This window comes from Collinsella sp. UBA1693, from assembly GCF_002320115.1.
In the GTDB taxonomy this organism is placed as follows: domain Bacteria; phylum Actinomycetota; class Coriobacteriia; order Coriobacteriales; family Coriobacteriaceae; genus Collinsella; species Collinsella tanakaei.
In genome coordinates, this window is record NZ_DCJT01000013.1 from 291,246 (window position 1) to 317,806 (window position 26,561).

Annotated in this window: 22 protein-coding genes and 2 tRNA genes; 22 read left to right on the forward strand and 2 right to left on the reverse strand. The window is 62.0% G+C overall.

The window, feature by feature from the left end:
- Positions 1 to 161 precede the first annotated feature (161 nt).
- The 6 genes from B3H65_RS10285 to B3H65_RS10310 all read left to right on the forward strand — a co-directional run bounded on the left by B3H65_RS10285 (position 162) and on the right by B3H65_RS10310 (position 8,283).
- Positions 162 to 1,376, forward strand: coding sequence for an iron-containing alcohol dehydrogenase (locus B3H65_RS10285; protein WP_009141310.1), 1,215 nt, complete (start codon positions 162 to 164; stop codon positions 1,374 to 1,376).
- A gap of 166 nt (positions 1,377 to 1,542) precedes the next feature.
- Positions 1,543 to 3,267 carry a DUF6020 family protein gene (locus B3H65_RS10290; protein ID WP_286685146.1) on the forward strand — a complete coding sequence of 575 codons (1,725 nt, stop codon included), beginning with the start codon at positions 1,543 to 1,545 and terminating at the stop codon, positions 3,265 to 3,267.
- A gap of 237 nt (positions 3,268 to 3,504) precedes the next feature.
- The gene (gene argC, locus B3H65_RS10295) at positions 3,505 to 4,581 is read left to right on the forward strand and encodes an N-acetyl-gamma-glutamyl-phosphate reductase (RefSeq protein WP_286685147.1); all 1,077 of its coding nucleotides are present in this window, start codon (positions 3,505 to 3,507) and stop codon (positions 4,579 to 4,581) included.
- A 108-nt stretch (positions 4,582 to 4,689) separates the two neighbouring features.
- Complete coding sequence (gene argJ, locus B3H65_RS10300) at positions 4,690 to 5,961, forward strand: bifunctional glutamate N-acetyltransferase/amino-acid acetyltransferase ArgJ (RefSeq protein WP_286685148.1); 1,272 nt, start codon at positions 4,690 to 4,692, stop codon at positions 5,959 to 5,961.
- A 66-nt stretch (positions 5,962 to 6,027) separates the two neighbouring features.
- Entirely contained in the window at positions 6,028 to 6,987 is a 960-nt protein-coding gene (gene argB, locus B3H65_RS10305) for an acetylglutamate kinase (RefSeq protein ID WP_117678857.1), read from the forward strand.
- A gap of 12 nt (positions 6,988 to 6,999) precedes the next feature.
- Entirely contained in the window at positions 7,000 to 8,283 is a 1,284-nt protein-coding gene (locus B3H65_RS10310; protein WP_286685149.1) for an aminotransferase class III-fold pyridoxal phosphate-dependent enzyme, read from the forward strand.
- Between the two features lie 543 nt (positions 8,284 to 8,826).
- Here B3H65_RS10310 and B3H65_RS10315 read toward each other — a convergent pair.
- Positions 8,827 to 8,902, reverse strand: a tRNA-Val gene (locus tag B3H65_RS10315).
- A gap of 163 nt (positions 8,903 to 9,065) precedes the next feature.
- Here B3H65_RS10315 and B3H65_RS10320 point away from each other — a divergent pair.
- The 12 genes from B3H65_RS10320 to lysS all read left to right on the forward strand — a co-directional run bounded on the left by B3H65_RS10320 (position 9,066) and on the right by lysS (position 19,468).
- A complete protein-coding gene (locus tag B3H65_RS10320; RefSeq protein WP_286685150.1) occupies positions 9,066 to 10,637 on the forward strand; it encodes a Mur ligase family protein in 1,572 nt (523 codons plus the stop codon).
- A 191-nt stretch (positions 10,638 to 10,828) separates the two neighbouring features.
- A complete protein-coding gene (locus tag B3H65_RS10325; RefSeq protein WP_009141369.1) occupies positions 10,829 to 11,734 on the forward strand; it encodes an HAD family hydrolase in 906 nt (301 codons plus the stop codon).
- 86 nt (positions 11,735 to 11,820) lie between these two features.
- Complete coding sequence (gene murI / locus B3H65_RS10330) at positions 11,821 to 12,759, forward strand: glutamate racemase (RefSeq protein ID WP_286685168.1); 939 nt, start codon at positions 11,821 to 11,823, stop codon at positions 12,757 to 12,759.
- Positions 12,760 to 12,844: 85 nt separating this feature from the next.
- Positions 12,845 to 13,582, forward strand: a complete 738-nt coding sequence (gene rph / locus B3H65_RS10335; RefSeq protein WP_009141371.1) for a ribonuclease PH — start codon at positions 12,845 to 12,847, stop codon at positions 13,580 to 13,582.
- Positions 13,583 to 13,614: 32 nt separating this feature from the next.
- Positions 13,615 to 14,256: an RdgB/HAM1 family non-canonical purine NTP pyrophosphatase gene (gene rdgB, locus B3H65_RS10340; protein WP_286685151.1), complete on the forward strand. Its 642-nt coding sequence runs from the start codon at positions 13,615 to 13,617 to the stop codon at positions 14,254 to 14,256.
- On the forward strand, positions 14,257 to 14,703 hold the full coding sequence (gene dtd, locus B3H65_RS10345; RefSeq protein ID WP_286685152.1) for a D-aminoacyl-tRNA deacylase: 447 nt from the start codon (positions 14,257 to 14,259) through the stop codon (positions 14,701 to 14,703).
- A 173-nt stretch (positions 14,704 to 14,876) separates the two neighbouring features.
- Positions 14,877 to 15,170 (forward strand): Veg family protein, encoded by a 294-nt coding sequence (locus tag B3H65_RS10350; protein ID WP_009141374.1) that lies wholly within the window; start codon positions 14,877 to 14,879, stop codon positions 15,168 to 15,170.
- 4 nt (positions 15,171 to 15,174) lie between these two features.
- Entirely contained in the window at positions 15,175 to 16,083 is a 909-nt protein-coding gene (ispE, locus tag B3H65_RS10355; protein ID WP_286685153.1) for a 4-(cytidine 5'-diphospho)-2-C-methyl-D-erythritol kinase, read from the forward strand.
- 100 nt (positions 16,084 to 16,183) lie between these two features.
- A tRNA-Pro gene (locus B3H65_RS10360) sits at positions 16,184 to 16,260 on the forward strand.
- Between the two features lie 250 nt (positions 16,261 to 16,510).
- Positions 16,511 to 16,774 carry a twin-arginine translocase TatA/TatE family subunit gene (tatA, locus tag B3H65_RS10365; RefSeq protein WP_009141376.1) on the forward strand — a complete coding sequence of 88 codons (264 nt, stop codon included), beginning with the start codon at positions 16,511 to 16,513 and terminating at the stop codon, positions 16,772 to 16,774.
- Positions 16,775 to 16,913: 139 nt separating this feature from the next.
- Positions 16,914 to 17,387: a transcription elongation factor GreA gene (gene greA / locus B3H65_RS10370; RefSeq protein WP_117678811.1), complete on the forward strand. Its 474-nt coding sequence runs from the start codon at positions 16,914 to 16,916 to the stop codon at positions 17,385 to 17,387.
- 83 nt (positions 17,388 to 17,470) lie between these two features.
- On the forward strand, positions 17,471 to 19,468 hold the full coding sequence (gene lysS / locus B3H65_RS10375; protein WP_286685154.1) for a lysine--tRNA ligase: 1,998 nt from the start codon (positions 17,471 to 17,473) through the stop codon (positions 19,466 to 19,468).
- 127 nt (positions 19,469 to 19,595) lie between these two features.
- Here lysS and B3H65_RS10380 read toward each other — a convergent pair whose 3' ends face one another.
- Positions 19,596 to 19,814, reverse strand: a complete 219-nt coding sequence (locus tag B3H65_RS10380; RefSeq protein WP_286685155.1) for a hypothetical protein — start codon at positions 19,812 to 19,814, stop codon at positions 19,596 to 19,598.
- Between the two features lie 253 nt (positions 19,815 to 20,067).
- Here B3H65_RS10380 and B3H65_RS10385 point away from each other — a divergent pair, with 253 nt between their 5' ends.
- The 4 genes from B3H65_RS10385 to ispD all read left to right on the forward strand — a co-directional run bounded on the left by B3H65_RS10385 (position 20,068) and on the right by ispD (position 26,496).
- Positions 20,068 to 21,525 (forward strand): aminoacyl-histidine dipeptidase, encoded by a 1,458-nt coding sequence (locus B3H65_RS10385; protein ID WP_286685156.1) that lies wholly within the window; start codon positions 20,068 to 20,070, stop codon positions 21,523 to 21,525.
- A gap of 218 nt (positions 21,526 to 21,743) precedes the next feature.
- Complete coding sequence (locus tag B3H65_RS10390; protein ID WP_286685157.1) at positions 21,744 to 24,434, forward strand: ATP-dependent Clp protease ATP-binding subunit; 2,691 nt, start codon at positions 21,744 to 21,746, stop codon at positions 24,432 to 24,434.
- A gap of 202 nt (positions 24,435 to 24,636) precedes the next feature.
- Positions 24,637 to 25,734 carry a DNA integrity scanning diadenylate cyclase DisA gene (gene disA, locus B3H65_RS10395; RefSeq protein WP_009141998.1) on the forward strand — a complete coding sequence of 366 codons (1,098 nt, stop codon included), beginning with the start codon at positions 24,637 to 24,639 and terminating at the stop codon, positions 25,732 to 25,734.
- 3 nt (positions 25,735 to 25,737) lie between these two features.
- Positions 25,738 to 26,496 carry a 2-C-methyl-D-erythritol 4-phosphate cytidylyltransferase gene (ispD, locus tag B3H65_RS10400; protein WP_117678805.1) on the forward strand — a complete coding sequence of 253 codons (759 nt, stop codon included), beginning with the start codon at positions 25,738 to 25,740 and terminating at the stop codon, positions 26,494 to 26,496.
- Positions 26,497 to 26,561 lie beyond the last annotated feature (65 nt).

Sequence of the window (26,561 nt, forward strand, 5' to 3'; positions counted from 1 at the left end):
CATGTTCACCTAATTATATGGAATGAAAAAATAGCAGGACGGTAAAATAACGTTGAGCCGTGCAGATCGCATGCACGACCCCCGGGAAGCAACGGGGCCGTTTGGGTGCCCCGTTATTTTGGGCAGATCCACGCCTGGATCTGTAGAGTGGAGGCAATCCTATGGGACGTTTTACCAATCCTCGCGACCTGTATTTTGGTGAGGGCGCTCGTCATGAGGTGAAGAACCTCAAGGGCTCCCGCGCCATGATCGTCACCGGTGGCGGCTCCATGCGCCGCGGCGGCTTCCTGCAGGACGTCGAGGCGGACCTCAAGGAGGCCGGCTTCGAGGTAGAGATCTTCGAGGGCGTCGAGTCCGATCCTTCCGTTGACACCGTCATGAAGGGTGCCAAGGCCATGGAGGACTTCCAGCCCGACTGGATCATCGGCATCGGCGGCGGCTCGCCCATCGACGCCGCTAAGGCCATGTGGCTGTTCTACGAGTATCCCGAGGAGACCTTCGAGCAGGCCGTCGTGCCCTTCTCCTTCCCGGAGCTCCGCACCAAGGCCAAGTTCTGCGCCATCGCCTCTACGTCCGGCACCGCTACCGAGGTCACCGCATTCTCCGTCATCACCGACTACGAGAAGGGCATCAAGTACCCGCTGGCAGACTTCAACATCACCCCTGATGTCGCCATCGTCGACCCCGAGCTCACCTACACCATGCCCGCCAAGCTGTGCGCCCACACCGGCATGGACGCCCTGACCCACGCCATCGAGGCGTACGTCTCCACCGCCGGCTCCATGTACACCGACGGCAACGCCCTGCATGCCATCCGCGAGATCGTCGAGTGGCTGCCCAAGTCCTACCAGGGCGACCATGAGGCGCGCGCCCATATGCACGACGCCCAGTGCATCGCCGGCATCGCCTTCTCGTCCGGCCTGCTGGGCATCGTCCACTCCATGGCCCACAAGACCGGCGCCGCATTTACCGGCGACCACATCATCCACGGCTGCGCCAACGCCATGTATTTGGGCAAGGTCATCCAGTTCAACGCCAAGGACGAGCGCGCCAAGAGCCGTTACGCCTTCATCGCCAAGGACATCCTGCATCTTGAGGGCGAGACCGAGGACGAGCTGGTTGCCGCTCTGGTCCAGAAGATCCGCGACCTCAACGACGCTCTGGACATTCCGCAGGGCATCAAGAACTACGGCAAGGGCGGCGTGAAGGCCGACGAGTCCATCATCGACTACGAGGAGTTCGAGGCCAAGAAGCACGACGTCGCCGCGAACGCCATCCTGGACGCCTGCACCGGCTCCAACCCGCGCCAGCCCTCTCAGGAGGAGATGGAGCAGCTGCTGGAGTGCGTCTACAACGACACCCCGGTTGAGTTCTAATTCATCTTTCAGATGATTGCGAGGGGCCAGGTGGCAAGAAGCTGCCTGGCCCCTCTTTTTGCGTTCAACCGCATATGCGTCGCGTTCATGGGGCTGGTGCCTTATTATGGCTTGCTAGGTCATGCGGACGATGATGCGGGGGATGCAGGTGGCAAGAAAAGATGTTATGGGTGTTTTCCTCGCGGTCGCCCGCGTGCTTTTGCTCTTGGCGATTTCCTGGCCCGTCGCGGTCCTACTTGTGTTTGGTACCTCTATGTTCGATACCGGGTGGGCGCGCGCCCAGCCCGCGGAGCTCTATGCCAACGCCGGCGCGTTGACCTTTGCCATAGCGGCGATCATCCTGCTATGCGAATGGCTGCTACGTCGCCTTTGCCATCATACCGATCGATTCCCGCGACTGCTTGATATCCTGGCGCCCCAGCTGGGCGTAAAGAGCGTGCTTGCCCATGCGCTTGTATTGTTTGCGCTGTGGAGCTTTTGGCTTGTGGCGTTTTGCCCGGGCTCCATGCTGTATGACACCTACTACCAGATATGCCAGTCCTACCCAGAGGACAGCTCGGTATATTTTGGCGTGTGGAACGTCCCCGGGGTAGAGCTTGACGCCCACTACTCTGATCATCATCCCATTCTCGATACGCTGATCTACGGCTTTGCCGCGCAGGCAAGCGAGGCCCAGACGGCATCATGGAATACCGGCTTGTTCACGCTTGTCACGGTGCAGGTGCTTGTGACCGCGCTCTGCTTCTCGTACGCCTTGGCCACGGCACGTGACCTGGGCGCCCCGCGAACCCTGTGCGCCGCGGTGTTTCTCTTGGTGGGGCTGGTGCCCGTGTTTGGGCACTACTCGTCGCTCAACATGAAAGACTCCATCTTCTCGCCTATCTACCTTTTTTGGTTCACGCTTGTCGCGCGCCTGGTCAACAGCAAAGGAGGCCTTGCGCGCTCGCCCGGGTTCTATATCGCCCTGCTGGTCTCTGGCGTACTGTGCGCGCTGACCAAGAAAACGGGCGTGTACGTGGTTGTGCCAACCTTGGCAGCTTTGGCCCTTATCTATTGGCGCGCGTGGTGGAGGCTTGGCATGCAGGCCCTTGCCGTGGGCGGCGTGATGTGGGTTGTGCTGCCCCAGGTGGTGTTTCCCGCGCTCGACGTGGCGCCGGGCGGCAAGCAGGAGATGCTGGGCCCTATATTTCAGCAGACCGCGCGCTACGTGGTCGAGCATGGGGACAAGATCGACAAGGACCAGCGCGAGGCCATCGATGACGTGCTTCGCTATGACACGCTCGCGGAGCGCTACGAGCCCGCATGGGCGGACCCCGTGAAGTACAAGTATGTATACAACGCGACCCAAAAGGCATGGGATGCGTATTTTGCCGTGTGGGCCCAGCAGGGGATGGATGACCCGCAGGTCTATTTTGAAGCCCTGGTTGCACCCATTGCAGGGTTTGTATCGCCCAAGGGTGCGGCGCAGCTCAAAGACGCGCTGTGGGATAAGCAGCGCGGCGGAACAGAGCTGCTGACCCGTCCCGCCAACCTAAGGGGCATGCGCCAGGCGGCAACGGAGGTGTTCGAGGCGGCGACTGAGACTCCCGTCATCAACGTGCTCATGATGAGCGCGCTCTACGCGATTTGGATTCCCGCATTGTGTCTTTGGGTATGCGTGAGAAGGTCGCCTCGCTGGATCCCGTTGTTTATCCCCGTGGCCCTCACCGTGGGGGCGGTGCTGATGTCGCCCATGTACGATACGCGCTACGCGCTGCCCATGATTTACACCGCCCCCGTTCTTCTATGTTTCTGTGCGGCCAGCGTCGCATCAAAGGCAAAGGTAGGGCATGAGGGCGTGGACGATGAAGCCGTGGACGATAGCGTCGTGAGTGCCGGTGTGCCCTGCTAGCGGGTTTAACCCGGGAGGGACCCCAAGCCTTTCCTCGTCCAAATGTGAATCTGTATTAACAGTCATTAAATTTGCGTCCAATCAGGTATTAGAGTGCTAATCTCTCGAACTACTAAATATTCAAGCGCGTTGCATGCGATTTAGTGCATACAAGGCGTGTCCGATGGCTGCCAAAAGGATGGGGCTGCGGGCGCGCCGGGCGATAGGGAGACGTTAGCGTCGGGAGGGCGAAAGACGATGGGTATTCAAGTTGGCGTTATGGGGGCTGCCGGTTACGCGGGGGCAGAGCTGGTGCGATTGGTGCTTGGCCACCCCGATATGGAGCTTGCTGCCGTGACGTCCAACGCGGACGCCGGCGTTGCGCTCGCCGATGTATACCCTGCCTTTGCCGGCGCCACGGATCTGGCGTTTACCACGCATGATGACCCGATCCTGCTTGATTTGGACGCCGTGTTCCTGGCGGTGCCGCATACAGCTGCCATGGCGGCGGTGCCTAAGCTGCTTGAGCACGGCGTCTCTGTATTCGACCTGTCCGCGGACTATCGCCTTAAGGACGCCGGTGTGTACCAGGCGTGGTACGACACCGAGCACACATCGCCCGAATTGCTTGAAACGCGCGCCTTTGGCCTACCCGAGCTGTTTGCGGGCGATCTTGCAAGCGCTGCCGCGACACATGCTGCGGGCGACCCCGTGCTGGTTGCATGCGCGGGCTGCTATCCCACCGCTACGTCGCTGGCCGCGCTGCCGGCTATCAAGCAGGGCTGGGTTGCCGATGCCGGCGCCATTGTGGTCGATGCCATTTCCGGTGTGACCGGGGCCGGCAAGGGCGCCAACCAGCGCACGCACTTCTGCAGCGCGGACGAGAACCTGGAGGCCTACGGCGTGGGCAAGCATCGTCATACGCCTGAGATCGAACAGATTCTGGACGCGAAGGACCGCGTGGTGTTTACCCCGCATCTGGCTCCGCTTAAGCGCGGCCTGCTTTCCACCGTCACGCTGCCGCTCGCTGCGGACTTTGCGGGCGATGACGGGTTGAATGCGGATGAGGTTGTGGCCGCGTATCGCGAGTTTTACAAGGATTCACCTATGGTGCGCGTGCTCGATGCGGGGCAGATGCCCAAGACCTCGAGCGTGGTTGGAACCTGCGGATGCCATATCGGCCTTGCGCTCAACCGGCGTGCGGGCGTGCTTGTAGCGGTCGCCGCCATCGACAACCTGTGCAAGGGCGCCGCCGGCCAAGCGGTACAGTGCGCGAATATTGTGTACGGCTGGGACCAGCGACGAGGACTCCCCATGGTCGCGATGCCCGTTTAGCCAGCGGGCGAGCTTGCGCCGCGATGTGTCGCGGCCAACGGCTACACTGAGAACAACGAACCACCGCCCGTCTTCGCGTGGGCGGTTCTTGTGGGGAGACAGCTGATTATGAATATCGACCACTTTGAAACATGCATTCGCACCGTGCCGGCGGGAGGCGTTACCAGTCCCAAGGGCTTTAAGGCCGCGGGCATCCATGCGGGCTTTCGCAAGAACCCGCAGCGCCTCGATATGGCCTGCGTGACGGCTGACGAGCTCGCCTCGTGCGCGGGCGTCTTCACCACCAACCGCTTCTGCGCGGCGCCCGTGCAGGTGAGCCGCCAGAACCTGGGCGGTGCGGAAAAGGGCTACGGTCTGGTAAAGGGCATTGTCATCAACTCCGGTAACGCCAATGCCGCCACGGGCGAGCAGGGTCGCGCGGTTGCTGCCGAGACGTGCGAGATCGCCTCGCAGATCTTGGGCTGCGAGAGCGAACAGGTGCTGGTTGCCTCTACCGGCGTGATTGGCCAGACGCTGGGCATCGAGTTGTTCGAGACGGGACTGCCCGCGGCGATCGATGCGCTCTGCGTTTCCGGCGGTGCGGACGCAGCGCGCGCAATCATGACCACGGACACGCATTCCAAGGAATATGCGATTTCCTATACTAGCCAGACGCTGCAGTATGCCGACTGCACCTTTACCGTAGGCGGTATGTGCAAGGGCTCCGGCATGATCATGCCCAACATGGCGACCATGATCGCCGTGATCACCACCGACGCCCCGGTGGAGCCGCGAGTGCTGCATTCGATCTTGAAGCAGACGGTGGACGTGACCTTCAACAAGGTGACCGTCGACTCGGATTCCTCGACCAACGATACCTGCATCATGCTCGCCTCCGGTGCCGCCGGCGCGGACGCCGCTCCCATCGAGAAAGGAAGCGATGCCTACAACGAGCTGCTCTACGCCGTGCATGAGGTGTGCGAAACGCTCGCCCGCACCATCGCGTCCGACGGCGAGGGCGCGTCGCGACTGGTGACCGTCAACGTGACCGGTGCCGCAACGGACGAAGATGCCGATACGGCGGCGCGCGCCGTGGCCAACTCGCCGCTGGTCAAGACCGCCATCGCCGGCCATGACTGCAACTGGGGCCGTATCGCCATGGCGTTGGGTAAGTGCGGCGTCGCCTTTAACCAAGAGGATGTCTCAATCGATATCATGGGCATGCCCGTATGCCGCGGAGGCCTTACCGTTGCGTTTGATGAGGACGAGGCGCTGCGACGCTTCGAGGCGCCCGAGATCGTGATCTCGTGCGATTTGGGCGCGGGCGAGCATACCACCACGGTGTGGACCTGCGACCTCACCCATGACTACGTCACCATCAACGGAGACTACCGCACGTAGGCCGTGCCTGCGGGTCCGTAAGGGGCCCCGGTTCGTACGATGGGAGACGTTCATAAGGGGAGAGCTATGAAGTACGCAAGGGATTCTCGTCCCGGAATATCGCATGAAAAGACCGCGCAGCTGCTGTTTGAGGCGCTGCCGTGGATTAAAAACCTAACCGGCAAGACCATTGTTATCAAGTACGGCGGGGCGGCCATGGTCGATCCCAAGCTGCGCGATGACGTGATGAGCGACATCGTCCTGCTCAAGATCATCGGCGTGAACCCGGTGATCGTGCACGGCGGCGGCGCGGACATCAACGCGGCGCTTAAGCACTACGACATTCCCGTCGAGTTCAAGGACGGTCAGCGCGTCACCTCGCCGGAGGCCATGGAGATTGTGCGCGAGGTGTTGGTGGGTAAGGTGAACCAGGAGCTGGTCGCCGCTATCAACCAGCACGGCAACCTGGCGGTGGGCGTGTCCGGTGCGGACGCGGGCACCATTATCGCCGAGCAGCTCGACCCGGATTTGGGCCGCGTGGGAAACATCGTGCGCGTAAACTCCGGCTACCTTGAGAGTATCATGGCCAACGACTACATCCCCGTGGTCGCAACGGTTGCCGCGGGCGAGGACGGCGGGTTCTTCAACATCAACGCCGACGTCGCCGCCGGCCATATCGCCGCGGCGGTTCACGCGCACAAGGCAATCTTCCTTACCGACGTCGACGGCCTGTACGAGGACTTCTCTGACAAGGACTCGCTCATCTCCAACCTCACTTTGGCGGAAACCCAGGATATGCTGGACAAAGGTGAAATCGACCGCGGTATGATTCCAAAGCTGCAAAGCTGCATCCACGCGTTGCGCGGCGGCGTGTTCCGCGCCCACATCATCAACGGCACCACGCCGCACTCGCTGTTGTTGGAGCTTTTGACCGATGCCGGCGTGGGCACCGTGATGCACTCGACCGAGGCGGCATATGAGAATGACACCCATCCCCATCCGCTTGGCGTCTTCGCCTCGCGCTTGGTGGAGAATCTGGACGAATAAGGAGGCGGCGATATGTCGCTAGGTTTGCAAAAAGCTCTGGAATCCAGCTATGTAATGAATACGTTCGCGCGCATGCCCGTGGAGTTTGTCGAAGGGCACGGCATGACGTTGGTGGGCGATGACGGAACGGAATATCGCGACTTCCTCGCTGGTATCGGCGTGTGCTCCCTGGGCCACTGCCATCCCGTGCTGGTAGAGGCTATCCAGCGTCAGGCGGAGCGCCTGCTGCACGTCTCCAACTACTACTACATCGAGCGGCGCGGCGAGCTGGCTGCGATTCTGTCCAAGTTGGCATCCGGCGATATGGACGGCGCTTTGATGATCGCCGATGCGGTGCGCGCCGGCGACGGGGCCGCCGCGGTCGCCTTGGGTTTGCCTACTGAGAACGACCAGGTATGGAAGACGTTCTTTGCCAATTCCGGCGCGGAGGCGAACGAGGGCGCAATGAAGCTCGCCCGCCTCTACGCCAAGCGGTCTGGCAACGGCGGCAACACCATAGTGGCCCTGCGCGGCAGCTTCCACGGCCGCACGCTGGAGACTATCGCCGCCACCATGCAGGACCGCCTGCAAGATGCCTTTAAGCCGCTGCCGCAAGATTTTCTTGCCTGCACGCCTAACGACGTGGACGAGCTCACCGCGCTCTTCGAGGAACACGGCAGCGAGATCTGCGCCGTTATGGTCGAGCCCATCCAGGGTGAGAGCGGCGTTCATCCGTTGACGCCCGAGTTCTTCAAGGCCGCGCATGACCTAGCCCATGCCCACGGCGCACTGCTTATCGCGGACGAGGTCCAAACGGGCGTCTTCCGTTCCGGCAAGCCCTTTGCGTTCCAGGCTTACGGCATCGAGCCAGATATCATGAGTCTTGCCAAGGGCATCGCCGGCGGCGTCCCCATGGGCGCGGTGATGGCGAAGGCATCCGTTGCCGATGCCTTCAACCCCGGTGACCACGGCACCACGTTTGGTGGCAGCGCCCTGGCCGTGGCGGCATCTTGCGCCGTGCTGTGCGAGCTTGTCCGCGGCGAGTACGATAAGCATGCCCAGGTGGTCGGCGATTACATGGCCGCGCGCCTGGCTGGTCTGCCCCATGTGATCGACGTGCGCGGATGCGGGCTCATGCTTGGCTGCGATTTGGACGATGCCGCCGGCGATGCGCATGACGTGGTCGGCGCTGCTCTTGCAAGCGGTTTCGTCATCAACGCGACGGGTGCTCACACCCTGCGCTTCCTGCCACCGCTAATTTGCGAACGCCAGGACGTCGACGCGCTTATCGATGCGCTCTCCGCGATTCTCGCGTAGCGTATCCTGGAGCAGCGTTTACGAGTAACGTTTAGATCGCATATCGCGCGGCGTCTCACGGGGCGCCGCGCGTTTTTTGCAGTCCCCGCACAATCACGAGTGCTGTCCGCGCGGGGCATCTGCTCCATTGTCATGCTGTGACAAAAAACGCTTTAGTGCGAGAAGAGCGGCGTGTCAAATAAAGGCTTAGTGCGGAGGTTTGGTCAAATAGTGCGTTAGTGCGGATTGGAGGCGGTCCGAATCGATGATTTTATACATCGAGCGATGTCGACCAATCTCTCTAACTCGTAATATAAGAATGCGTTATTCATAAGTTGCCTCGTCTATCTCTCGACCGGACCGCACTAAGCGACTATTTGTCTCAACCTCCGCACTAAGCGATTATTTGGCACATCCTGCATCTCGCGGCAACGCGCTATTTGGTCCCGACGCCCCCGCAAGTCAGGAAGCCCCCGCAAGTCGGGTCGCCCCTTAACACCGCGCCTCTCGACGGCAGCCATTTCAAATAAAAACGGCGCCTTCATGGCGCCGCTGGCAAATCGATGGTGGGCGATGAGGGATTCGAACCCCCAACCTTGTGCGTGTAAAGCACCTGCGCTAACCGTTGCGCCAATCGCCCATGGGCATCTAGTATATCCACAGCAAAGCAGTTCGGCAAGGCTACAATAGTAATAGTTTTTGGACGATGAGTTCCCGGTACGCGCCGCATCGCGCTGGCCGGGCGTTTTCCCCTCGGTCGCATCGGGTTTGCCGGGCCGCCCGCGGGGGCTTTCGGAGGCATCATGGCTACAACAGACGCCGCATCGCTCGATCCCGCATCGCTGCAGATACCGGGTACGCTTGAGCAATACATCGACGCGCTCGAGAGCGCGGGGGTCCTGGCGGGCGGTGCGGGCTCCACGTCTATCGAGGACGTGGCGGGCATTCCCATATCGCTGGTCAGCTATGATTCGCGAGCCGTGGGGCCGGACACGCTGTTCATCTGCAAAGGCGCTGCGTTCAAAGAGGATTACCTGGTGCAGGCGCAGCATGCCGGCGCCGTCGCCTACGTGTCAGAGTCAAACTATACGGATATCGATCTTCCATGCCTGCTTGTGGATGATATCCGCGCCGCTTTGGGCCCGTTGGCATCCCTTGCCTACGGGCAGCCTGCCAAGCACCTTCGCATCAGCACGTTTACGGGAACAAAGGGTAAGACTACCAGCGCGTTCTACCTCAAGGGCATTTTGGACAAGGAGGCGCGCGCGGACGAGTGCGAGCCGTGCGCCCTCATCTCCACCATCCTTATCGACAACGGTCGCCACCGCATCATGTCCAAGCTCACGTCGCCGGAGCCCCTGGAGCTCAACCTCTATCTGGCGAGCGCGTGGAAGCTTGGCTCCCGTGACGTGGTGATGGAATCATCTAGCCAAGCGCTAAAATATGGACGAGTGGCGGGCGTCGAGTTCGAGGTCGGTGCGTTCACCAACATCAGCGAGGACCACATCTCGCCTATCGAGCACCCCACCTTTGAGGATTACTTCTCCAGCAAGCTCACCTTGTTCCGCCAGTGCCGTCACGCCGTGGTCAATCTGGATATGGACATGGTCGATCGCGTGCTCGAGGCGGCTTCCGTCTGCGAGAGCGTGCTGACGTACTCCATGACCAACCCCGCAGCAGATGTTCACGCCGTGTCGTGGGAGCAGCGCGGTCACAAGACGGTTCTAACGGTTAAGACGCCGCGCTTCACCATAGACGTCATCGTCCCTACCATCGCGGACTTCAACCTGTCCAACGCGCTGGGCGCTATCGCCTGCGCGGAGGTCCTTGGGTGTAGCCGTGCCGCCATCGAGCACGGGCTTGAGGACGTGCGCGTGCCCGGCCGCATGGAGCGCATCGAGTCGCGCGATCCCAACATTGTGGGCTTGGTTGATTACGCTCACAACGAGGTCAGCATGCGCGCTTTGCTTGAGAACGTGCGTCGAAGCTATCCCGATCGAGAACTGTGCTGCGTCTTTGGATCAACGGGAGACAAGGGCGTCGAACGTCGCGAGGGCATGGGCCGCGTGGCGGGCGAGCTGGCGGACCGCATCATCATCACGGAGGATGACGCCGGCACCCAAAACGTGATGGATATATGCAAGACCATAGAGTCCTTCGCTCGCGATGCCGGGGCAACCAATATCCAAATCGAGCCAGACCGCGAGCAGGCGGCGCGCTCGGCGGTACGCGGTTGCACCGGTCCTGCCATTATCGTGATGGCGGGCAAGGGGCATGAGCGCCATATGATCCGCGCTCACGGAAGAGATCCCTACGAGGGCGATTCGTCCATGCTCGCCCGTGTCTTCGACCAAGAGGTGAAGGCGGTCGAATAGCCTGCTTGCATCCTCCATCCACGGTGCAGGGCGGCCCGCGTCCCAAGCGGATGGCGGACCGCCCTGTTTGTATTGGGCTTTAATTGCGCAGGCGCGCCGACGCGTTTGGCAGCCCTTTGGGCATGCGGGTATGATAGGTTCGTTAATCGCCCGCCGCCCTGCGGCGACAAGCTACGCGGAAGGACCTCCTCATGCCCAACACCGTTTTGCCCGCGAATCCCGCAGGCGAGCTCAAAGAGCGCCTCGCGCGCGTTCGCTACGTGTTCACAGACCTGGACGGCACCATGCTCGCTCCGGGTTCGTGCGTGCTGGCGGATAACGACGGCAATCCCAGCCTCGATTTGGTCGCCACGCTGCTGGACCTTAAGCGCGCCGGCGTGGAAGTCATCCCGTGCTCGGGCCGCAACCGCTCCATGCTGCATGAGGACGTGCGCGTGCTGGGTCTAAACTCCTACATTGGCGAGATGGGCGGCTTGCTCATGCTCGACCATAAACGCAATGATTGGCGTTACTTTACCGCTGACATGCCGTTTGACGAGGGGTCGGGCAAGACGCCGCACGAGTGCATCGAGGAAACCGGCGTTTTGGACGAGTTCATGAGCCGCTGGCCGGGTCTGCTCGAGTTCCATAACGACATGGCAAACGGCTACAAGTACCGCGAGGTCACGGTGGGCATGCGCGGCGAGGTGCCGGACGAGGAGGCGCTGGCCATCATCGAGGCTGCGGGCGCCCAACTCTCTTGGGGCGACAACGGCTTTCTCAACTACATCTCCGCACCTACCACGCTCAAGCTGCCGGAGGGCGTGCGAGGCCGCGCCTTCAACCTTATGCCGCTGGGCCTCAACAAGCGTCGCGGCGTGGAGCGCTTCTGCGAGCTGCGCGGCATCGATAGGGAAGAGACCCTGTCCATTGGCGACGCGTCTTCTGATTTCCTCATGGCGGACGCCACGGGCCTGTTCTTCTTGGTCGAGAATGGCTTGAAGGACCCCGGCGCGCAGGCGTTCCTGGAGAGCCACGAGAACGCGTACGTGACGGACGGCCGCATCGTTACCGGCTGGATCAACGCTATGAGGGCGCTGCTCGCCGCCAAACAGTAGGGGGTGCGCGCTGGATGAGAATCGCCGGCGCAGGCCCGTTCATCAGGCAGGGTCTTTAAGCTAACGGAAAGGTCGTGCAAGAACAGATGCATACATTGGATGTGAAGGACATCTCGCTCAACGCGTTGCCCATCGGCGTGTTCGACTCGGGCCTGGGCGGACTTACCGTTGCTCGCGCCATCGCTCAGGCGCTGCCGCACGAGTCTATCTACTACGTGGGCGACACCAAGCGCTGTCCGTATGGCACGCGTTCGGAAGACCAGGTACGCGCCTTCGCTATCCAGGCGGGGCGCTGGCTTGAGGCCCATGCGGTCAAGATCATGGTGATCGCCTGCAACACGGCGACCGCCGCCGCCCTGCCCCTTGCCCAGCAGCTGTTCAGCGTTCCGGTAATCGGCGTCATCGCGCCTGGCGCCCGCGCGGCCATCCATTCAACCCGCACGCGCAAGGTGGGCGTGCTGGCAACCGAGCTTACGGTGCGCTCCGGTGCCTACGCCAGGGCGATTCACGCATTGGACGCCGGCGTGGACGTGTACGGCTGCCCGGCTTCCAGCTTTGTCAACATTGTCGAGCGCGAGCTCGCCACGGGGGCGCACCTGCAAGAGCAGTGGCTTGAGAACGGCGATATCTTCGATACGCCAGAGACCCGAGCTGAGGTGGCTCGTACCATCAAGCCGCTGGAAGACGCCGCTATCGATACCGTGGTGCTTGGCTGCACGCATTTTCCTCTGCTGGCCGGTCCCATTCGCAATGCGCTGGGCCCCGGGGTGCGCGTGGTATCCTCGGCTGAGGAGACCACCTACGAGCTGGCGGACATCCTGCGTCGCCGCGATCAGCTGGCAACGGACGATGTGGTTCCAGAGCATCGCTTCGCCACCACGTCTGACAACATCGCGGAGTTCGCCGCCGCGGGCAGCTTCATCTTTGGCCAGCCCCTTCGCAGCATCGAGCATATTCCGCTGGAAGAGCTCGAGAGCCTGCCGGTTACCGCGGGCGCCGCCGGGAGGTCCTGCCAGGCGGGTTAGAAAAAACCGTCCCACGGTGCCCTGCGAGCGGGCGCACCGCGTCGCCTCCATCATCAACCACGTCTACGGCTATTGGAGCTATACCATGGAACATATCGAAGTCGTTCGATCCGGCGGCCGCGCCGCCAACCAAATGCGCCCGGTTCGCCTGGAGCGCGACGTTATGAAGAACGCGCTGGGCTCGTGCATGGTCGAGTTTGGAGACACGCGCGTGCTGTGCGCCGCCACCATCGAGGAGGGCCTGCCTGCGTGGCGTCGTGCCAGCCGTGCGGGCTGGGTGACCGCCGAGTACGCCATGCTGCCCGCTTCCACCAATCGCCGCACGCGTCGCGAGACCTCCGCGCGCAAGGGCCGCTCCATGGAGATCGAGCGCCTCATCGGGCGCAGCCTGCGCACCGTGGTGAACCTGCGCGCCCTGGGCGAGTACACGGTCACCGTGGACTGCGATGTCATCCAGGCAGATGGCGGCACTCGCACCGCCAGCATCACCGGCGCCTGGGTCGCCTTGCATGACGCCCTTATGGCGTGGGTCGACGCCGGAAAGATCGCTCGTCTGCCGCTCACCGGCCAGGTCGCCGCGGTGTCCATGGGCGTGGTCGATGGTGCCGAACTGCTCGACCTCGATTATTCCGAGGATTCCAATGCAGAGGTCGATATGAACCTGGTCGCCACGGACTCCGGCGAGATTGTGGAACTGCAGGGAACCGGTGAGCGCACCCCGTTCGACCGTACGCGTCTTAACAACCTGCTCGACTTGGGCGATCTTGGCATTCAGCACCTTATCGCCCTGCAAAACGAGGTCACTGCGTTTAGGGACGAGTAGCACCTGCCGCGATTACCAGAAGGGAGCACGACGTGCTCGAGAAGATCAACATCGGAGAGCTCGATCCCAAGCGGACCATTGTAGTCGCTACGGGCAACATGCATAAGCTGACCGAGATCGAGGCCATTCTTTCCGGCGTGCTGCCGGATGTTCGCTTTGTCGCGTTGGGTCAGCTAGGCGACTTCGAGGATCCGGAGGAGAACGGAACCACGTTCTTGGAAAACGCCATCATCAAGGCTCAGGCTGCTGTCGAGGTAACCGGCCTCGCCGCCATCGCGGACGATTCCGGCCTGGTGGTCGATGCGTTGAACGGCGAGCCGGGCGTCTACTCCGCCCGTTACGCTGGCGTGCATGGCGATGACGCCGCCAACAACGCCAAGCTGCTGGCGAATATGGACGGCGTGGCCGATGCCGACCGCACGGCGCGCTTCATGAGCGTGGTCGCGCTGATCGACGCCCAGGGCTTCGTGCTCACCGGCACCGGTTCGTGCGAGGGCGTGATAGGCCATGAGGGGCGTGGCGAGTTTGGTTTTGGCTATGACCCGCTCTTCCTGCCAAGCGATACTCCGGGCAAGACCATGGCGGAACTCGCGCCGGACGAGAAAAATGCTATCAGCCATAGGTTCCACGCGCTTTTGGACCTCTCGTCCAAACTCTCCGCGGAGGCTAAGTAGATGCGCGCCGTGGTGCAGCGCGTCTCGTCCGCATCGGTGGCTATAGACGGCGAGACGGTGGGCCAAATTGGCCGTGGATACCTGGTGCTGTTGGGCGTTGGCCACAACGATACCAGGGCGGACGCGGACAAGCTGTGGGGCAAGCTGGGCGGCCTTCGCATCAACGATGACGAGGACGGCAAGACCAACCTGTCGCTGGAGCAGGTGAAAGGCGAGGTCCTGGTGGTTTCGCAGTTCACGCTCTATGCGGATTGCCGTCGCGGCCGTCGCCCGTCCTTCACGGCGGCAGGCGCCCCGGAAGTCGCCAACGATCTCTACGAGTACTTTGTCTCGCTGGTGCGTGCGGACGTCACCCATGTGGCGTGCGGCCGCTTTGGCGCCGACATGAAGGTTTCGCTGGTCAACGACGGTCCCTTCACCATCATTCTCGACACCGACGAGCTCTAGCCTCGTTTCCAAGATACGCACTTCGCGGCGCTCCAGATTGTCCTCATTTGACGGATATCTGGGGCGCCTCTTCTATGCGTGACGCTCTGACGTGCAATTTTGTTAGCAGGCTGCTATACTGCTTCCGTTTGAACCTAAGTTGGGCGCATTATGCCCTTGTGGAGGCTAACAAGATGGAAGAGCTTGAAGTTAATCACGTGGACGAGATTCACCAGAAGCTGATCAACATGGTGGGGGAGCGAATCCGCGTCAAGGCCAATATGGGCCGCACCCGCGTGGTCGAGCGCATGGGCACCATCAAGACGGTTCATCCGTCTGTGTTCATTGTCGAGGTGGACGAGCGCCGTGGCCGCAAGTCCCGCCAGTCCTACCAGTACGTCGACGTGCTAACCGGTACCGTCGAGCTGTTTGATCCGGAGTCCGGCGAGCATATCTTTGTTCCCCTGGGAAACCAGCTGGAGGAGTAGGGCTATGGCTCCTCAGTTCATCCTGATTACCGCGCCGGGCAAGATTAACCTATACCTTGGCGTTCATCCCCATGGGACGGATGCAAAGGCGGAGGAGTCCGGTTACCATCGCGTGGATACGGTTATGACCGCGATCGACCTGGCGGATACCGTCGCCATGGCGCCTCATGACGAGCTGCTGGTTCGCATGGTGCCCGAGGCGGATTTTCCCATGGAGCAGAACTCCGCCTACAAGGCGGCCATCGCCATGGGCGAGGCGTTTGGTCGCGACCCCAATTTCGCGATCTTGATCGATAAGCACATTCCCGTGCGCGCCGGCCTGGGCGGGCCGTCTGCGGACGCCGCCGCGGTCATCATGGGTCTGTGCTACTTCTGGAAGATCGACGCCACAGATCCGCGTATCGATGCCGTCGCGCGCTCCATTGGCTCTGATGTGGCGTTCTTCCTGTATGGCCCGCCGGCGTACCTATCCGGCAGGGGCGACGCGATGCAGGAAATGTACCGGCCGCTCACGGGAACGCCGCTGGCGCTGGTAAAGCCCATGAACGGCGGGGTGAGCGCGGCGGACGCCTACGCTGAGTTCGATACGGATCCGGTTGCGCCCACGGATATAGAGCCCATGCTCCAGGCTATGCGCGACCATCGCGAGCAGGATATCTTTGCGAACATCCACAACAACCTGGGTGCGGCGGCGCTCAAGCTCTCGCCCGAGATGGCGGACATTCTCGAGTGGCTCCGTGCGCAGGACAACGTCCGCGCCGTGGATGTATGCGGTTCGGGCTCGTGCCTCTTTGCGGTATGCAACACGCAGATGGCGGCCGAGAAGATCGCGCTGTCCGCACTCAAGGACCACGGTTGGTGGGCCCAGGCCGCCAAGATGGAGAAGAGCGGTCCTTTTATCGCCGTCGGCTAAGCTGTACCCAGGTCCAGGGTTTGGAATAGGCAGCGTGATGATGTGGACGAAAAATATCTCTGGTATTTCTCGTCCGCCTTTGGTACTATAGTCGAGCTAACGGGTTGTGGCTCAGTTTGGTAGAGCACTGCGTTCGGGACGCAGGGGTCGCTGGTTCAAATCCAGTCAACCCGACCATTGCATGATAAAGGGGTCAAGGCATTAGGCTTTGGCCCCTTTTGCTATGTAGGTGAACTGATGCACGGCTTACCAAATGCTGATATTGATGCCCGTCAAGCGTGTAAAATATGGCGGTGTTGTCATTCGCAGTACAGGCGCGGTATACTCAATCGAACTTTACAGGCACGGCCAGCGTTGGCCGGATCGCGCAAAGGCGGCGATTTTCCGATGCGCCTCGCATCGACTCTACGTATTTGGAGGAAGTAACATGCGACTTGGTCCTATGGAGCTCGTAGTCATCCTGGTTGTGGTCCTGCTTATCTTTGGTCCCAAGAACCTTCCAAAGCTCGGCAAGGCTTTTGGCTCTACCGTCAAGAACATCCGTGAGGGCATGGAGGGTGACGACAAGGCCGAGGAGGTCGAGTCCGAGACCGTGGTCGAGGATGAGGACGATGCGGAGATTCGCGAGCTTGAGGCAAAGCTTGCCGCCGCTAAGGCCAAGAAGGAAGATAGCGCTCAGCACGCTGAGTAAACGCTTCTCTCACAAGGGGAGAGCGGCGACCGGTTTCCCCTGGTAGGGTCGACCGGTCGCTTTTGTTGTTTGGAGTACCGTTGGCGAAAGGCTCGCTGCACCGCAGCGCCGCCGACAGATGTAGCAAGGAGTTCTGCGCATGGACGCAAGCCAGATCGTACTGACCGCAGAGGGCCGCAAGAAGCTCATGGATGAGCTTGCGTGGCGCGAGGGCGAGAAGAGCCGTGAGATCGTCGAGCACATCAAGGAGGCGCGCGCATTCGGCGACCTTTCCGAGAATGCTGAGTACGACGCCGCCAAGGAAGAGCAGGCCAAGAACGCTGCTCGCATCGCCGAGATCCAGGCTATCCTCGCAAACGCCAAGGATGCCGAGAGCGGCGAGTTCGGTCTGACCGTTTCCATTGGCAGCACCGTTTCCCTGGTTGATGGCGACGGCGTCGCTACCGAGGTCACCCTGGTCGGTACCACCGAGACCAACTCTCTCGAGCACAAGATCTCCAACGAGTCCCCGGTCGGCCGCGCCATCATCGGTCACGGCGAGGGCGAGACCGTTGAGATCATCACCCCGGCTGGCAAGCGCCGCGTCTACACCATCACCAAGATCACGCGCTAGGCTTTCGGTCCCGCGCACAGGTAACAGTTCGCTCCCTGGGACCGTCAGGCCTCAGGGAGCGTTTTATTGTAAAAGGAGAGAACATGGCTGAGAACCAGTCCGTCGATGCGGCAGCACAGGGCGCTTCGACGCTGAATGACGAGCGCGCCCGCCGCCTCGCCGATCGCGCCGCGCTGTACGCCGCCGGTAAGAATCCCTATCCCGAGCATTCCGACGTCACCGACCATGCCGCCGACCTGCTTGAGCGCTATGCCGGCTTGGCAAACGAGGAAGAGGGCGCCGAGACCGTCACCGTGGGCGGCCGTATCGTCGCCAAGCGCGGCCAGGGCAAGATCATGTTCCTGGTTCTTCGCGACCCCTCCGCTGACATCCAGCTGTTCTGCCGCGTGAACGATGTCGAGGAAGCTTCCTGGGAGGTCTTGAAGGAGCTCGACCTGGGCGATATCGTCCAGGCGACCGGCGTTGTGGTCCGCACCAAGCGCGGCGAGCTCTCCGTTGCCCCCCGTACGGCCAAACTGCTTTCCAAGGCGGTTCGCCCGCTTCCCGAGAAGTTCCACGGCCTCTCCGACAAGGAGACCCGTTATCGTCAGCGCTATGTCGACCTTATCGTGAACGAGGACGTTCGCGAGACCTTCCGCAAGCGCTCCGCGATCATCTCCACCTTCCGCCGCTACATGGAGGATAACGGCTACATGGAGGTCGAGACCCCTATCCTGCAGACCATTCAGGGCGGCGCCACCGCTAAGCCGTTCATCACCCACTTTAACGCGCTCAATCAGGAGAACTACCTGCGCATCGCCACCGAGCTGCACCTCAAGCGCCTGCTTGTGGGCGGCTACGAGCGCGTCTTCGAGATCGGCCGCATCTTCCGTAACGAGGGCATGGACCTCACCCATAACCCCGAGTTCACCACGATGGAGGCCTACCGCGCCTACTCCGATCTCGAGGGCATGAAGGAGCTCGCCGAGGGCGTTATCAAGGCCGCTGCGCACGCCGTCGGCCTGGAGGGCGTCATCGAGTACCAGGGTCAGCAGATCGATTTGTTCTCCAACTGGGAAAGCCGTCCCATGACCTCCATCGTCTCCGACGTCCTGGGTCGCGAGGTCACGCTCGACACCCCGGTCGAGGAGCTGCGCGCCGCCTGCGCCGAGCGCGGTATCGAGACCAAGCCCGAGTGGACCGCCGGCAAGCTGGTCGCCGAGCTCTATGACGAGCTGGGCGAGGACACCATCGTGAATCCCACCTTTGTATGCGACTACCCCGTCGAGGTGTCGCCTTTGGCCAAGCGCAACGAGGACGACCCGCGTCTGACCCATCGCTTCGAGCTGGTGATCGCCGGCCACGAGTACGCTAACGCGTTCTCCGAGCTCAACGATCCGGTCGATCAGGCCGAGCGCTTCGCTGCCCAGATGGTCGAGAAGGCCGGCGGCGATGATGAGGCCATGGAGTACGATGAGGACTACGTGCGCGCCCTCGAGTACGGCATGCCTCCGGCGGGCGGCATCGGCATCGGCATCGACCGCGTGGTCATGCTGCTTACCAACTCCACGTCCATCCGCGATGTCCTTCTGTTCCCGCACATGAAGCCGGAGAAGGGCTCCAAGAACGGCGCCGCCGCCGCTAAGGCAGCTCAGGATGCCGAGGCTGTTGCCTCCTCTCCCTTTGTTGCCCCCAAGAAGCCCACGCTCGATTACGGCAAGCTCGCCATCGAGCCGCTGTTCGCAGACTTCGTCGATTTCGATACGTTTGCCAAGAGCGATTTCCGCGCCGTCAAGGTCAAGGCGTGCGAGCCCGTGAAGAAGAGCAAGAAGCTGCTGAACTTCACGCTGGACGACGGCACGGGCACCGACCGCATCATCCTCTCCGGCATCCATGATTACTACGAGCCCGAGGACCTGGTCGGCAAGACGCTGATCGCCATCACCAACCTGCCCCCGCGCAAGATGATGGGTATCGATTCGTGCGGCATGATCATCTCCGCGGTGCACGCCGAGAACGTCGCCGAGGGCGAGGAGCCCGAGGAGCGCCTGAACGTGCTGATCGTGGATGATTCCATCCCCGCGGGCGCCAAGCTGTACTAACGGCAGCTTTGCGGCGGAAGGCTCTATGGTCCTTGCGCGTACATCAAAATGAGAACGGCGGGCCACTCCGAGAGGGTGGCTCGCCGTTTTGCTGTTATGAGGCAGCGCAGCAAGTTGTTGGACTTGCTTATCGCCCCTTTATGGCATCGAGCATTTCGTCATACATATCATCGCGAAGCTCGCTCCAGGTTTTGCCTTCAAGAAGGTTGTCCGTTGGGCCTGTATAGCCGCATTGCTGGGCAACGGAGATGACGAGTCTGGCGCCATGCTCTATGAGGGCCAGTTTGCGCGCCGTTTCTTTGGACGAAAGACCCGGGTGAGCGGTCGTTTGGATCGCAGTTTCCACTGGAGTCTCCTTGCCATATCGTATGTAGCTTTCTGTACCCAGTGATTTAAATGGCACCACGTCTATAGATTATGGAACGGGTGTACTGCAGAATCAAACATGAATAGAATCATCGTCCAAAGGCATATCAAAGTGCCGTTCCCTGCTGTTTTTGGAACTGCCAGCGTATTGACACGGCTCGTCTCTAGGATCTTTGGGAATATATAGCGTGTATGCAAAAGGCAGTTCCACAATGCGCCAAGGAGGACAGCACATGGAATACAAGATCGCTGGATACAAGCCCGAGAAACTGTTTCATTTCTTTGAGGACATCGCCGCCATTCCGCGCGAATCCCGTGATGAGAAGGCCATCAGCGACTTTTTGGTAGCTTTTGCCAAGGAGCGTGGCCTGTGGGTGTACCAGGACGATGTATATAACGTCATCATCAAGAAGCCCGCGAGCGCCGGCGCCGAGGGTGCCCCCGCCGTCATGATGCAGGGCCACATCGATATGGTCTGCGATAAGCTGGCGGGCGTTGAGCACGATTTCAAGACCCAGGGTATCGACCTGGTAGTGAAGGACGGCGTGCTGAGCGCCAACGGCACCACTCTGGGCGCGGATAACGGCGTCGCCGTGGCGCTGATGCTCACTATTTTGGACGATGACTCGCTGGCTCACCCCGCCCTTGAGTGCGTGTTCACCACGGATGAGGAGACCGGCCTGGTTGGAGCCGAGACCCTGGACAAGTCCCAGATCGACGCGCGCATCATGATTAACCTGGACTCTGAGGAAGAGGGCGTGGCGACCGTTAGCTGCGCCGGCGGCGTTGTGGCCACCTATACGCGCCCCGTCACCCGCGAGCACAAGGCCGGCAGCACCCTTACCCTTGAGATCTCCGGTCTTTTGGGTGGGCACTCCGGCGCGGACATCCACTTGGAGCGCGGCAACGGCAACCTGCTGATGGGCCGCATGGTCGAGCGCCTTATGGCTGCCGGCGATCCCGCGCTGGTGACCTTCAACGGCGGTACCAAGGACAACGCCATCAACCGCGAGTGCAAGGCCGTCTTGGTTTACCCCGACCACGCCGCCGCGGAGGCGGGCGCCGCCATCGCAGTCAGCATTGTTGAAGACATTAAGGTTGAGCTGGAAGTGTTTGACCCGGGCTTCGCCTGCGCTATCGCGGTCGAGGACGGTGTTGAGGTCGACGCTATGAGCAAGGACGATGCCCTTGCGCTGGTTCGCGCTCTGCGCCTTGCCCCCAACGGCGTGATGCGTCGCAACGTCGCGGCGGACGGCTCCGTCGAGGTTTCCTCCAACATCGGCGTGGTCGCCGTCACCGATGACCAGATCAAGATTTTGCTGTCGCCCCGCTCGTCCATCAAATCATTGCAGGACGATGTGAAGGACCGCATCGCCACGCTGGCGGAGGTTCTGGGCTTTGACGTGATCTTTGAGTACGAGTATCCGGGTTGGAGCTACGTGGAGCACTCGCCCGTGCGCGAGGTCTTCCAGGAGAGCTACCGCGAGCTGTTTGGCACCGAGCTGCGTATCGAGTCCATCCATGCCGGCCTTGAGTGCGGCCTGTTCGCCGATGCGTTGCCCGGCCTGGATGCCATCGCCGTGGGCCCGCAGCTCTATGACGTCCACACGCCCGACGAGCATATGGAGTTGGCATCTTTCGAGCGCTTCTACGTGCTGCTGGTCGATGCGCTGCGCCGCCTGGCACAGTAGGGGACTTATCGGGTTTTCACTTTATAGCTCTTGAGAAAGGCGCTGCCGCGATGTGCGACGGCGCCTTTTTCACGCTATGGCAGCGCATGCGAAGTGCAAAAGATGCTGACAAAATGGCTTGCACGGCAATGTAAAAGCATCTATCAGGTATGATGTTGAATCTTATAGGGTAAAGACCAAAACTGATACGTTTGAGATAGCACGTAAGAGGTACCCGTATGCTTGATAGATTCACTGATCGCGCCCGCCGCGTCATGTCGCTGGCGAAGGAGGAGGCGCTTGGACTTAAGTCGCAAAAGGTTGGCACCGAGCATCTGCTCCTAGCGCTTGCCAAGGAGGATTCCGGCATAGCGTCCGAGGCCCTTCGCGACCTCGAGATAACCCATGAGGATATTCTGACGCAGCTTGAAGAGATGGCGACCACCGTCTCTGCCGCCGCGCCGGAAGAGCAGGCAAAAAGCGACGATGCTGATCTGGACGAGAAAGCCGCTGCGGACAACGCTGCCGGCAAGCTCGCCTTCACCCCCAGCGTGATCGCCGTCATGGAGAAGGGCTTTCGCCTGGCGCGCGAGAACAGCCAGACCTATGTCTCCACCGAGCATCTGCTGCTCGCCATCGTCGAGGTGGGACAGGGCAAGGCGACGGACATCAAGGCGATGGACATCCTGCAGCGCCTGGGCGTCTCCGCCGCTTCGGTGCGCGCCGCCATCGACAAGCTCACCAGCAGGGACAAGGGAAAGAAGCGCCCCATGGCCGGTTCCGCATCCGGTCGCCCCGGCGCGGGTTTGCCGTTCTTCTCCGGCGAGGCCGGCCAGGGCCAGGGCCAGCAGGAGAGCACGCTAAAGCAGTTCGGCACCAACCTCACCGACCAGGCACGCGCCGGCAAGCTCGATCCCGTTATCGGACGTGAGAAAGAGATCTCGCGCATGATGGAGATCTTGTCCCGCCGCACCAAGAACAACCCGTTGATCTTGGGCGATCCGGGCGTCGGCAAGACCGCCATCGTCGAGGGGCTGGCGCAGGAGATCGCCGCCGGCAACGTGCCGGAGAACCTCATGAACCAGAACATCTGGACGCTGGACCTTCCCGGCCTGGTGGCCGGAGCCAAGTACCGCGGCGAGTTCGAGGAGCGACTCAAGAACGTTATCGCCGAGGCAACGGAGGCCGATGACATCATCCTGTTCATCGATGAGATGCACACGCTGATCGGCGCGGGCTCCGCAGAGGGTTCCATCGACGCGAGCTCCATGCTCAAGCCCGTGCTGGCTCGCGGCGCCTTCCAGATCATCGGCGCCACCACGGCCGAGGAGTTCCGCAAGCACCTGCAGAAGGATCCCGCGTTCGAGCGCCGCTTCCAGTCGATCGACGTCGAGGAGCCCAGCATTCCGGATACCATCAAGATCCTGAACGCGCTCGCTCCCCGCTACGCCGAGCACCACCACGTGACCTACACGCCCGCCGCCATCGAGGCCGCGGCCAACCTGTCTTCGCGCTACATCCAGGACCGCTTTTTGCCGGACAAGGCCATCGACCTTATGGACGAGGCCGGTGCCCGCGCCCGCATCGCCGCCAATAAGGCCCCTCAGTCCGTTCGCGACGCGGAAGCACGTATCGCCGAGCTCAAGGCCGCGATCGATGAGGCGGCGGCGGGCGACGACATGAACCGCGCCGCGGAGATCAAAGAGGACGAGAAGGCCGCCGAGCAGGAGCTCGCCAAGGCTCGTGAGGACTGGACGGCCGAGATGGACGCCCATCCGCTCGTCATCGACACCCAGCAGATCGCCGACATCGTCTCCATCGCCTCCGGCGTGCCCGTCTCCTCGCTGACCGAGGACGAGAGCCGCCGCCTGCTGCAGTGCGAGAGCGTTCTCAAGACCCGCATCATCGGACAGGACGAGGCGGTTCAGGCCGTGGCCAAGGCTATCCGCCGCAGCCGCTCGCCGCTCAAGGACCCGCGTCGTCCCGGCGGCTCGTTCATCTTCCTCGGTCCCACCGGCACGGGTAAGACCGAGCTCGCCAAGACCCTGGCGGAGTACCTGTTCGGCAGCAAGGACGCGCTCATCAGCTTCGACATGTCGGAGTTCTCCAGCGAGTACGAGGTCTCCAAGCTCATCGGTAGCCCTCCGGGATACGTGGGCCACGAGGAGGGCGGCCAGCTCACCAAGGCGGTCCGCCGCCACCCGTACTCCGTGGTGCTGTTCGACGAGATCGAGAAGGCCCACCCGGATATCTTCAACATCCTTCTGCAGGTTCTGGACGAGGGACGCTTGACGGATGGCCAGGGCAAGACGGTAGACTTCCGCAACACCGTGATCATCATGACGTCCAACGTGGGCGCCCGCGAGATCGCCCAGGATGCAACCGTGGGCTTTGGCACCACCGGCGAGCAGGGCCTTACCGCAGACGAGATCCGCGGTCGCGCGATGGGCGAGCTCAAGCGCCTGTTCCGCCCCGAGTTCTTGAACCGCATCGATGACATCGTGGTGTTCAAGAAGCTCGCCGGCGAGTCGCTGGCATCCATCGCCAAGCTGTTGGTGGACGACCTGCGCCAGCGCCTGATCGCCAACGGCATGAACATCGTCCTCACCGACGCCGCAGTCGAGAAGATCGTCTCCGAGGGTACGGACCTTACCAACGGCGCACGCCCCTTGCGCCGCGCCATCCAGCGCCTCATCGAGGACCCGCTCTCCGAGGAGCTGCTGGCGGGCGAGTGGCACGAGGGCGATACCGTGGAGTGCGACGTGGTCGACGGTTCCTTCGTGTTCACCCACGGCGCCGGCGAGATCCCCGCTCCCCGCGAGGCCGGCGCCCTTGGGGCGTCCTTCGATTCCGCTCCGCGCAACGGCTATGCGGCCCCCTCGCTTTCAGCGGCGGGCGGCGGTGCTCAGATGGGTGCCGGCGCGCGCTAGCGCTGTTCTGGGTTTTACCTTATACGCGTCGTCAACGGCGCCCCGCGACCAAAACGGTTGCGGGGCGCCGTTCGCTGTATGCGCGGTGATGCGGTCGGTGGTCGCGGAGCCCTTGCGTCCAGCCGCCCTATTGCGGGTCTTTTTCTATAAACAAATGCCCGCCCATCGCTTTTAGCGCTGCGTATATGCGAGAATGGCAACTATGAACGTACGGGACGGGGGTAGTGTTTTGGATAAAACGGATACTCAGAAGCGCATGCAAGAGGCCATTCGGCTCACGGCGCCCGGGCAGCCCATTCGCACGGCGCTCGACATGATCATCGCCGGCCACATCGGCGCGCTCATCTGCGTGGGCGATACCGAGCACGTGCTGGCATCGGGCAACGACGGTTTCCCTTTGAGCATCTCGTTCACTTCCAACCGACTGTTCGAGCTGTGCAAGATGGACGGCGCCATCGTCATCGACGAGGACCTCACCCAGATCCTGCGCGCCAACTTCCACCTCAACCCGGACCCCTCGCTGGCGACCAGCGAGACGGGCATGCGCCACCGCACCGCCGCGCGCATGAGCGTGCTCACCGACGCCATCGTCATCTCCGTCTCCGAGCGCCGCGGCGTGGTCAACGTCTACGTCAACGGCCGCTCCTACCAGATCAAGCCGGTGGGCGAGATCATGAGCTCCGTCAACCAGCTGGTGGCGACGCTGCAGACCACGCGCACCTCGCTTGACCGTTCCCTGCTGCGCCTGACCGCGCTGGAGCTGGACGATTACGTGACCCTGGCAGACATCACCAGCATCTTCTCCAGCTTCGAGATCATGCAGCAGGCAAAGATCGAGCTCGAGGTCTGCATCGAGGAGCTGGGTACCCAGGGCAAGCTGGTCCGCATGCAGCTGGAGCAGCTCGCTGGCAGCAATATGGACGATGAATACAACCTCATGATTCGCGATTACGCGGCCGACTCCTCCCATGAGAACGCGGCGCGCATCCGCGAGCGCTTCGGCAACATGCCGGCTCAGGACCTCACCAACCCCAAGCGCGTGGCGGAAGCCCTGGGCTATGACAATCTGGACGAGGACTCCGTCCTCACCCCGCTGGGTCTTCGCACCCTTTCTCGTGTATCCGTTGTGCGCGACGGCGTGGCGGAGAAGATCGTGGACGAGTACGGCTCGCTGCAGGACCTTATGGACGATATTCGCCGCGATCCCGAGCGCCTGGGCGACTTCGGCGTCAACAACCCGGCGATCCTTGCGGACTCCCTGTACCGTATGCAGGGCAAGCGCGGTGGGGGTGCGGCCTAATCCATGCGTGCTCCCGTTGTGTGCGCAGTCGTGGTTGCCGGCGGCTGCGGTTCTCGTTTTGGCAATCCCGGCGGCAAGCAGCTGGTCAACGTGGCCGGCCGCCCCATGCTCACCTGGTCCATCATGGCGTTCGACCGCTCTATGTACGTGGGCCACATCGTGGTGGTCTGCCCGCCGGAGCGCCGCGATGAGATGCGCCGCCTGGCCATCGATCCCTTCGAGTTCCAAACCCCTATCACCTTTACGGATGCGGGTGAGACGCGGCAGGATTCCACCCGCGCGGGCATCGAAGCGGTGCCGACGGGGTTCGATTACGTCTCCATCCATGATGGGGCCCGCCCGCTCATCACCACCGAGGCGATCAACATCGCCATCGCGTCCCTTCTGGGCGACGCGAGCGTGGACGGCGTGGTCTGCGGGCAGCCGGCGATCGACACCTTGAAGATCGTCGACGGCAACCGCATTGTGGAGACTCCTCCGCGAAGCATGTATTGGGCCGCGCAAACGCCGCAGATCTTCAAGCTCGACGTGGTACGCCGTGCGCACGAGGAGGCTATTCGGCAGGGCTTTGTGGGCACGGACGATTCATCGCTGGTGGAGCGCATGGGCGGCTGCGTCATGTGCGTCGAGAGCCCGCGCGACAATCTCAAGGTCACGCTGCCTGAGGACCTGCGCCCCGTGACCGCGATTCTGCTGGGTCGTATGAGCGACGCCGAGTCCGCTCAGGACACCGGTATCATCGCGCGCAGCCCGCTGAGGTAGCCTGGGGTAAGATTAACCATCCACGGCATGCGTCCGCTCGCCGTGCCGTAAGCACGAGCCGCCGG

Bases quoted from the DNA above. Each gene is read 5' to 3' on its own strand.
- B3H65_RS10285 (WP_009141310.1), top strand. From the start codon at position 162: ATGGGACGTTTTACCAATCCTCGCGACCTGTATTTTGGTGAGGGCGCT.
- B3H65_RS10290 (WP_286685146.1), top strand. From the start codon at position 1,543: ATGGGTGTTTTCCTCGCGGTCGCCCGCGTGCTTTTGCTCTTGGCGATT.
- argC (WP_286685147.1), top strand. From the start codon at position 3,505: ATGGGTATTCAAGTTGGCGTTATGGGGGCTGCCGGTTACGCGGGGGCA.
- argJ (WP_286685148.1), top strand. From the start codon at position 4,690: ATGAATATCGACCACTTTGAAACATGCATTCGCACCGTGCCGGCGGGA.
- argB (WP_117678857.1), top strand. From the start codon at position 6,028: ATGAAGTACGCAAGGGATTCTCGTCCCGGAATATCGCATGAAAAGACC.
- B3H65_RS10310 (WP_286685149.1), top strand. From the start codon at position 7,000: ATGTCGCTAGGTTTGCAAAAAGCTCTGGAATCCAGCTATGTAATGAAT.
- B3H65_RS10320 (WP_286685150.1), top strand. From the start codon at position 9,066: ATGGCTACAACAGACGCCGCATCGCTCGATCCCGCATCGCTGCAGATA.
- B3H65_RS10325 (WP_009141369.1), top strand. From the start codon at position 10,829: ATGCCCAACACCGTTTTGCCCGCGAATCCCGCAGGCGAGCTCAAAGAG.
- murI (WP_286685168.1), top strand. From the start codon at position 11,821: ATGCATACATTGGATGTGAAGGACATCTCGCTCAACGCGTTGCCCATC.
- rph (WP_009141371.1), top strand. From the start codon at position 12,845: ATGGAACATATCGAAGTCGTTCGATCCGGCGGCCGCGCCGCCAACCAA.
- dtd (WP_286685152.1), top strand. From the start codon at position 14,257: ATGCGCGCCGTGGTGCAGCGCGTCTCGTCCGCATCGGTGGCTATAGAC.
- B3H65_RS10350 (WP_009141374.1), top strand. From the start codon at position 14,877: ATGGAAGAGCTTGAAGTTAATCACGTGGACGAGATTCACCAGAAGCTG.
- ispE (WP_286685153.1), top strand. From the start codon at position 15,175: ATGGCTCCTCAGTTCATCCTGATTACCGCGCCGGGCAAGATTAACCTA.
- tatA (WP_009141376.1), top strand. From the start codon at position 16,511: ATGCGACTTGGTCCTATGGAGCTCGTAGTCATCCTGGTTGTGGTCCTG.
- greA (WP_117678811.1), top strand. From the start codon at position 16,914: ATGGACGCAAGCCAGATCGTACTGACCGCAGAGGGCCGCAAGAAGCTC.
- lysS (WP_286685154.1), top strand. From the start codon at position 17,471: ATGGCTGAGAACCAGTCCGTCGATGCGGCAGCACAGGGCGCTTCGACG.
- B3H65_RS10385 (WP_286685156.1), top strand. From the start codon at position 20,068: ATGGAATACAAGATCGCTGGATACAAGCCCGAGAAACTGTTTCATTTC.
- B3H65_RS10390 (WP_286685157.1), top strand. From the start codon at position 21,744: ATGCTTGATAGATTCACTGATCGCGCCCGCCGCGTCATGTCGCTGGCG.
- disA (WP_009141998.1), top strand. From the start codon at position 24,637: ATGAACGTACGGGACGGGGGTAGTGTTTTGGATAAAACGGATACTCAG.
- ispD (WP_117678805.1), top strand. From the start codon at position 25,738: ATGCGTGCTCCCGTTGTGTGCGCAGTCGTGGTTGCCGGCGGCTGCGGT.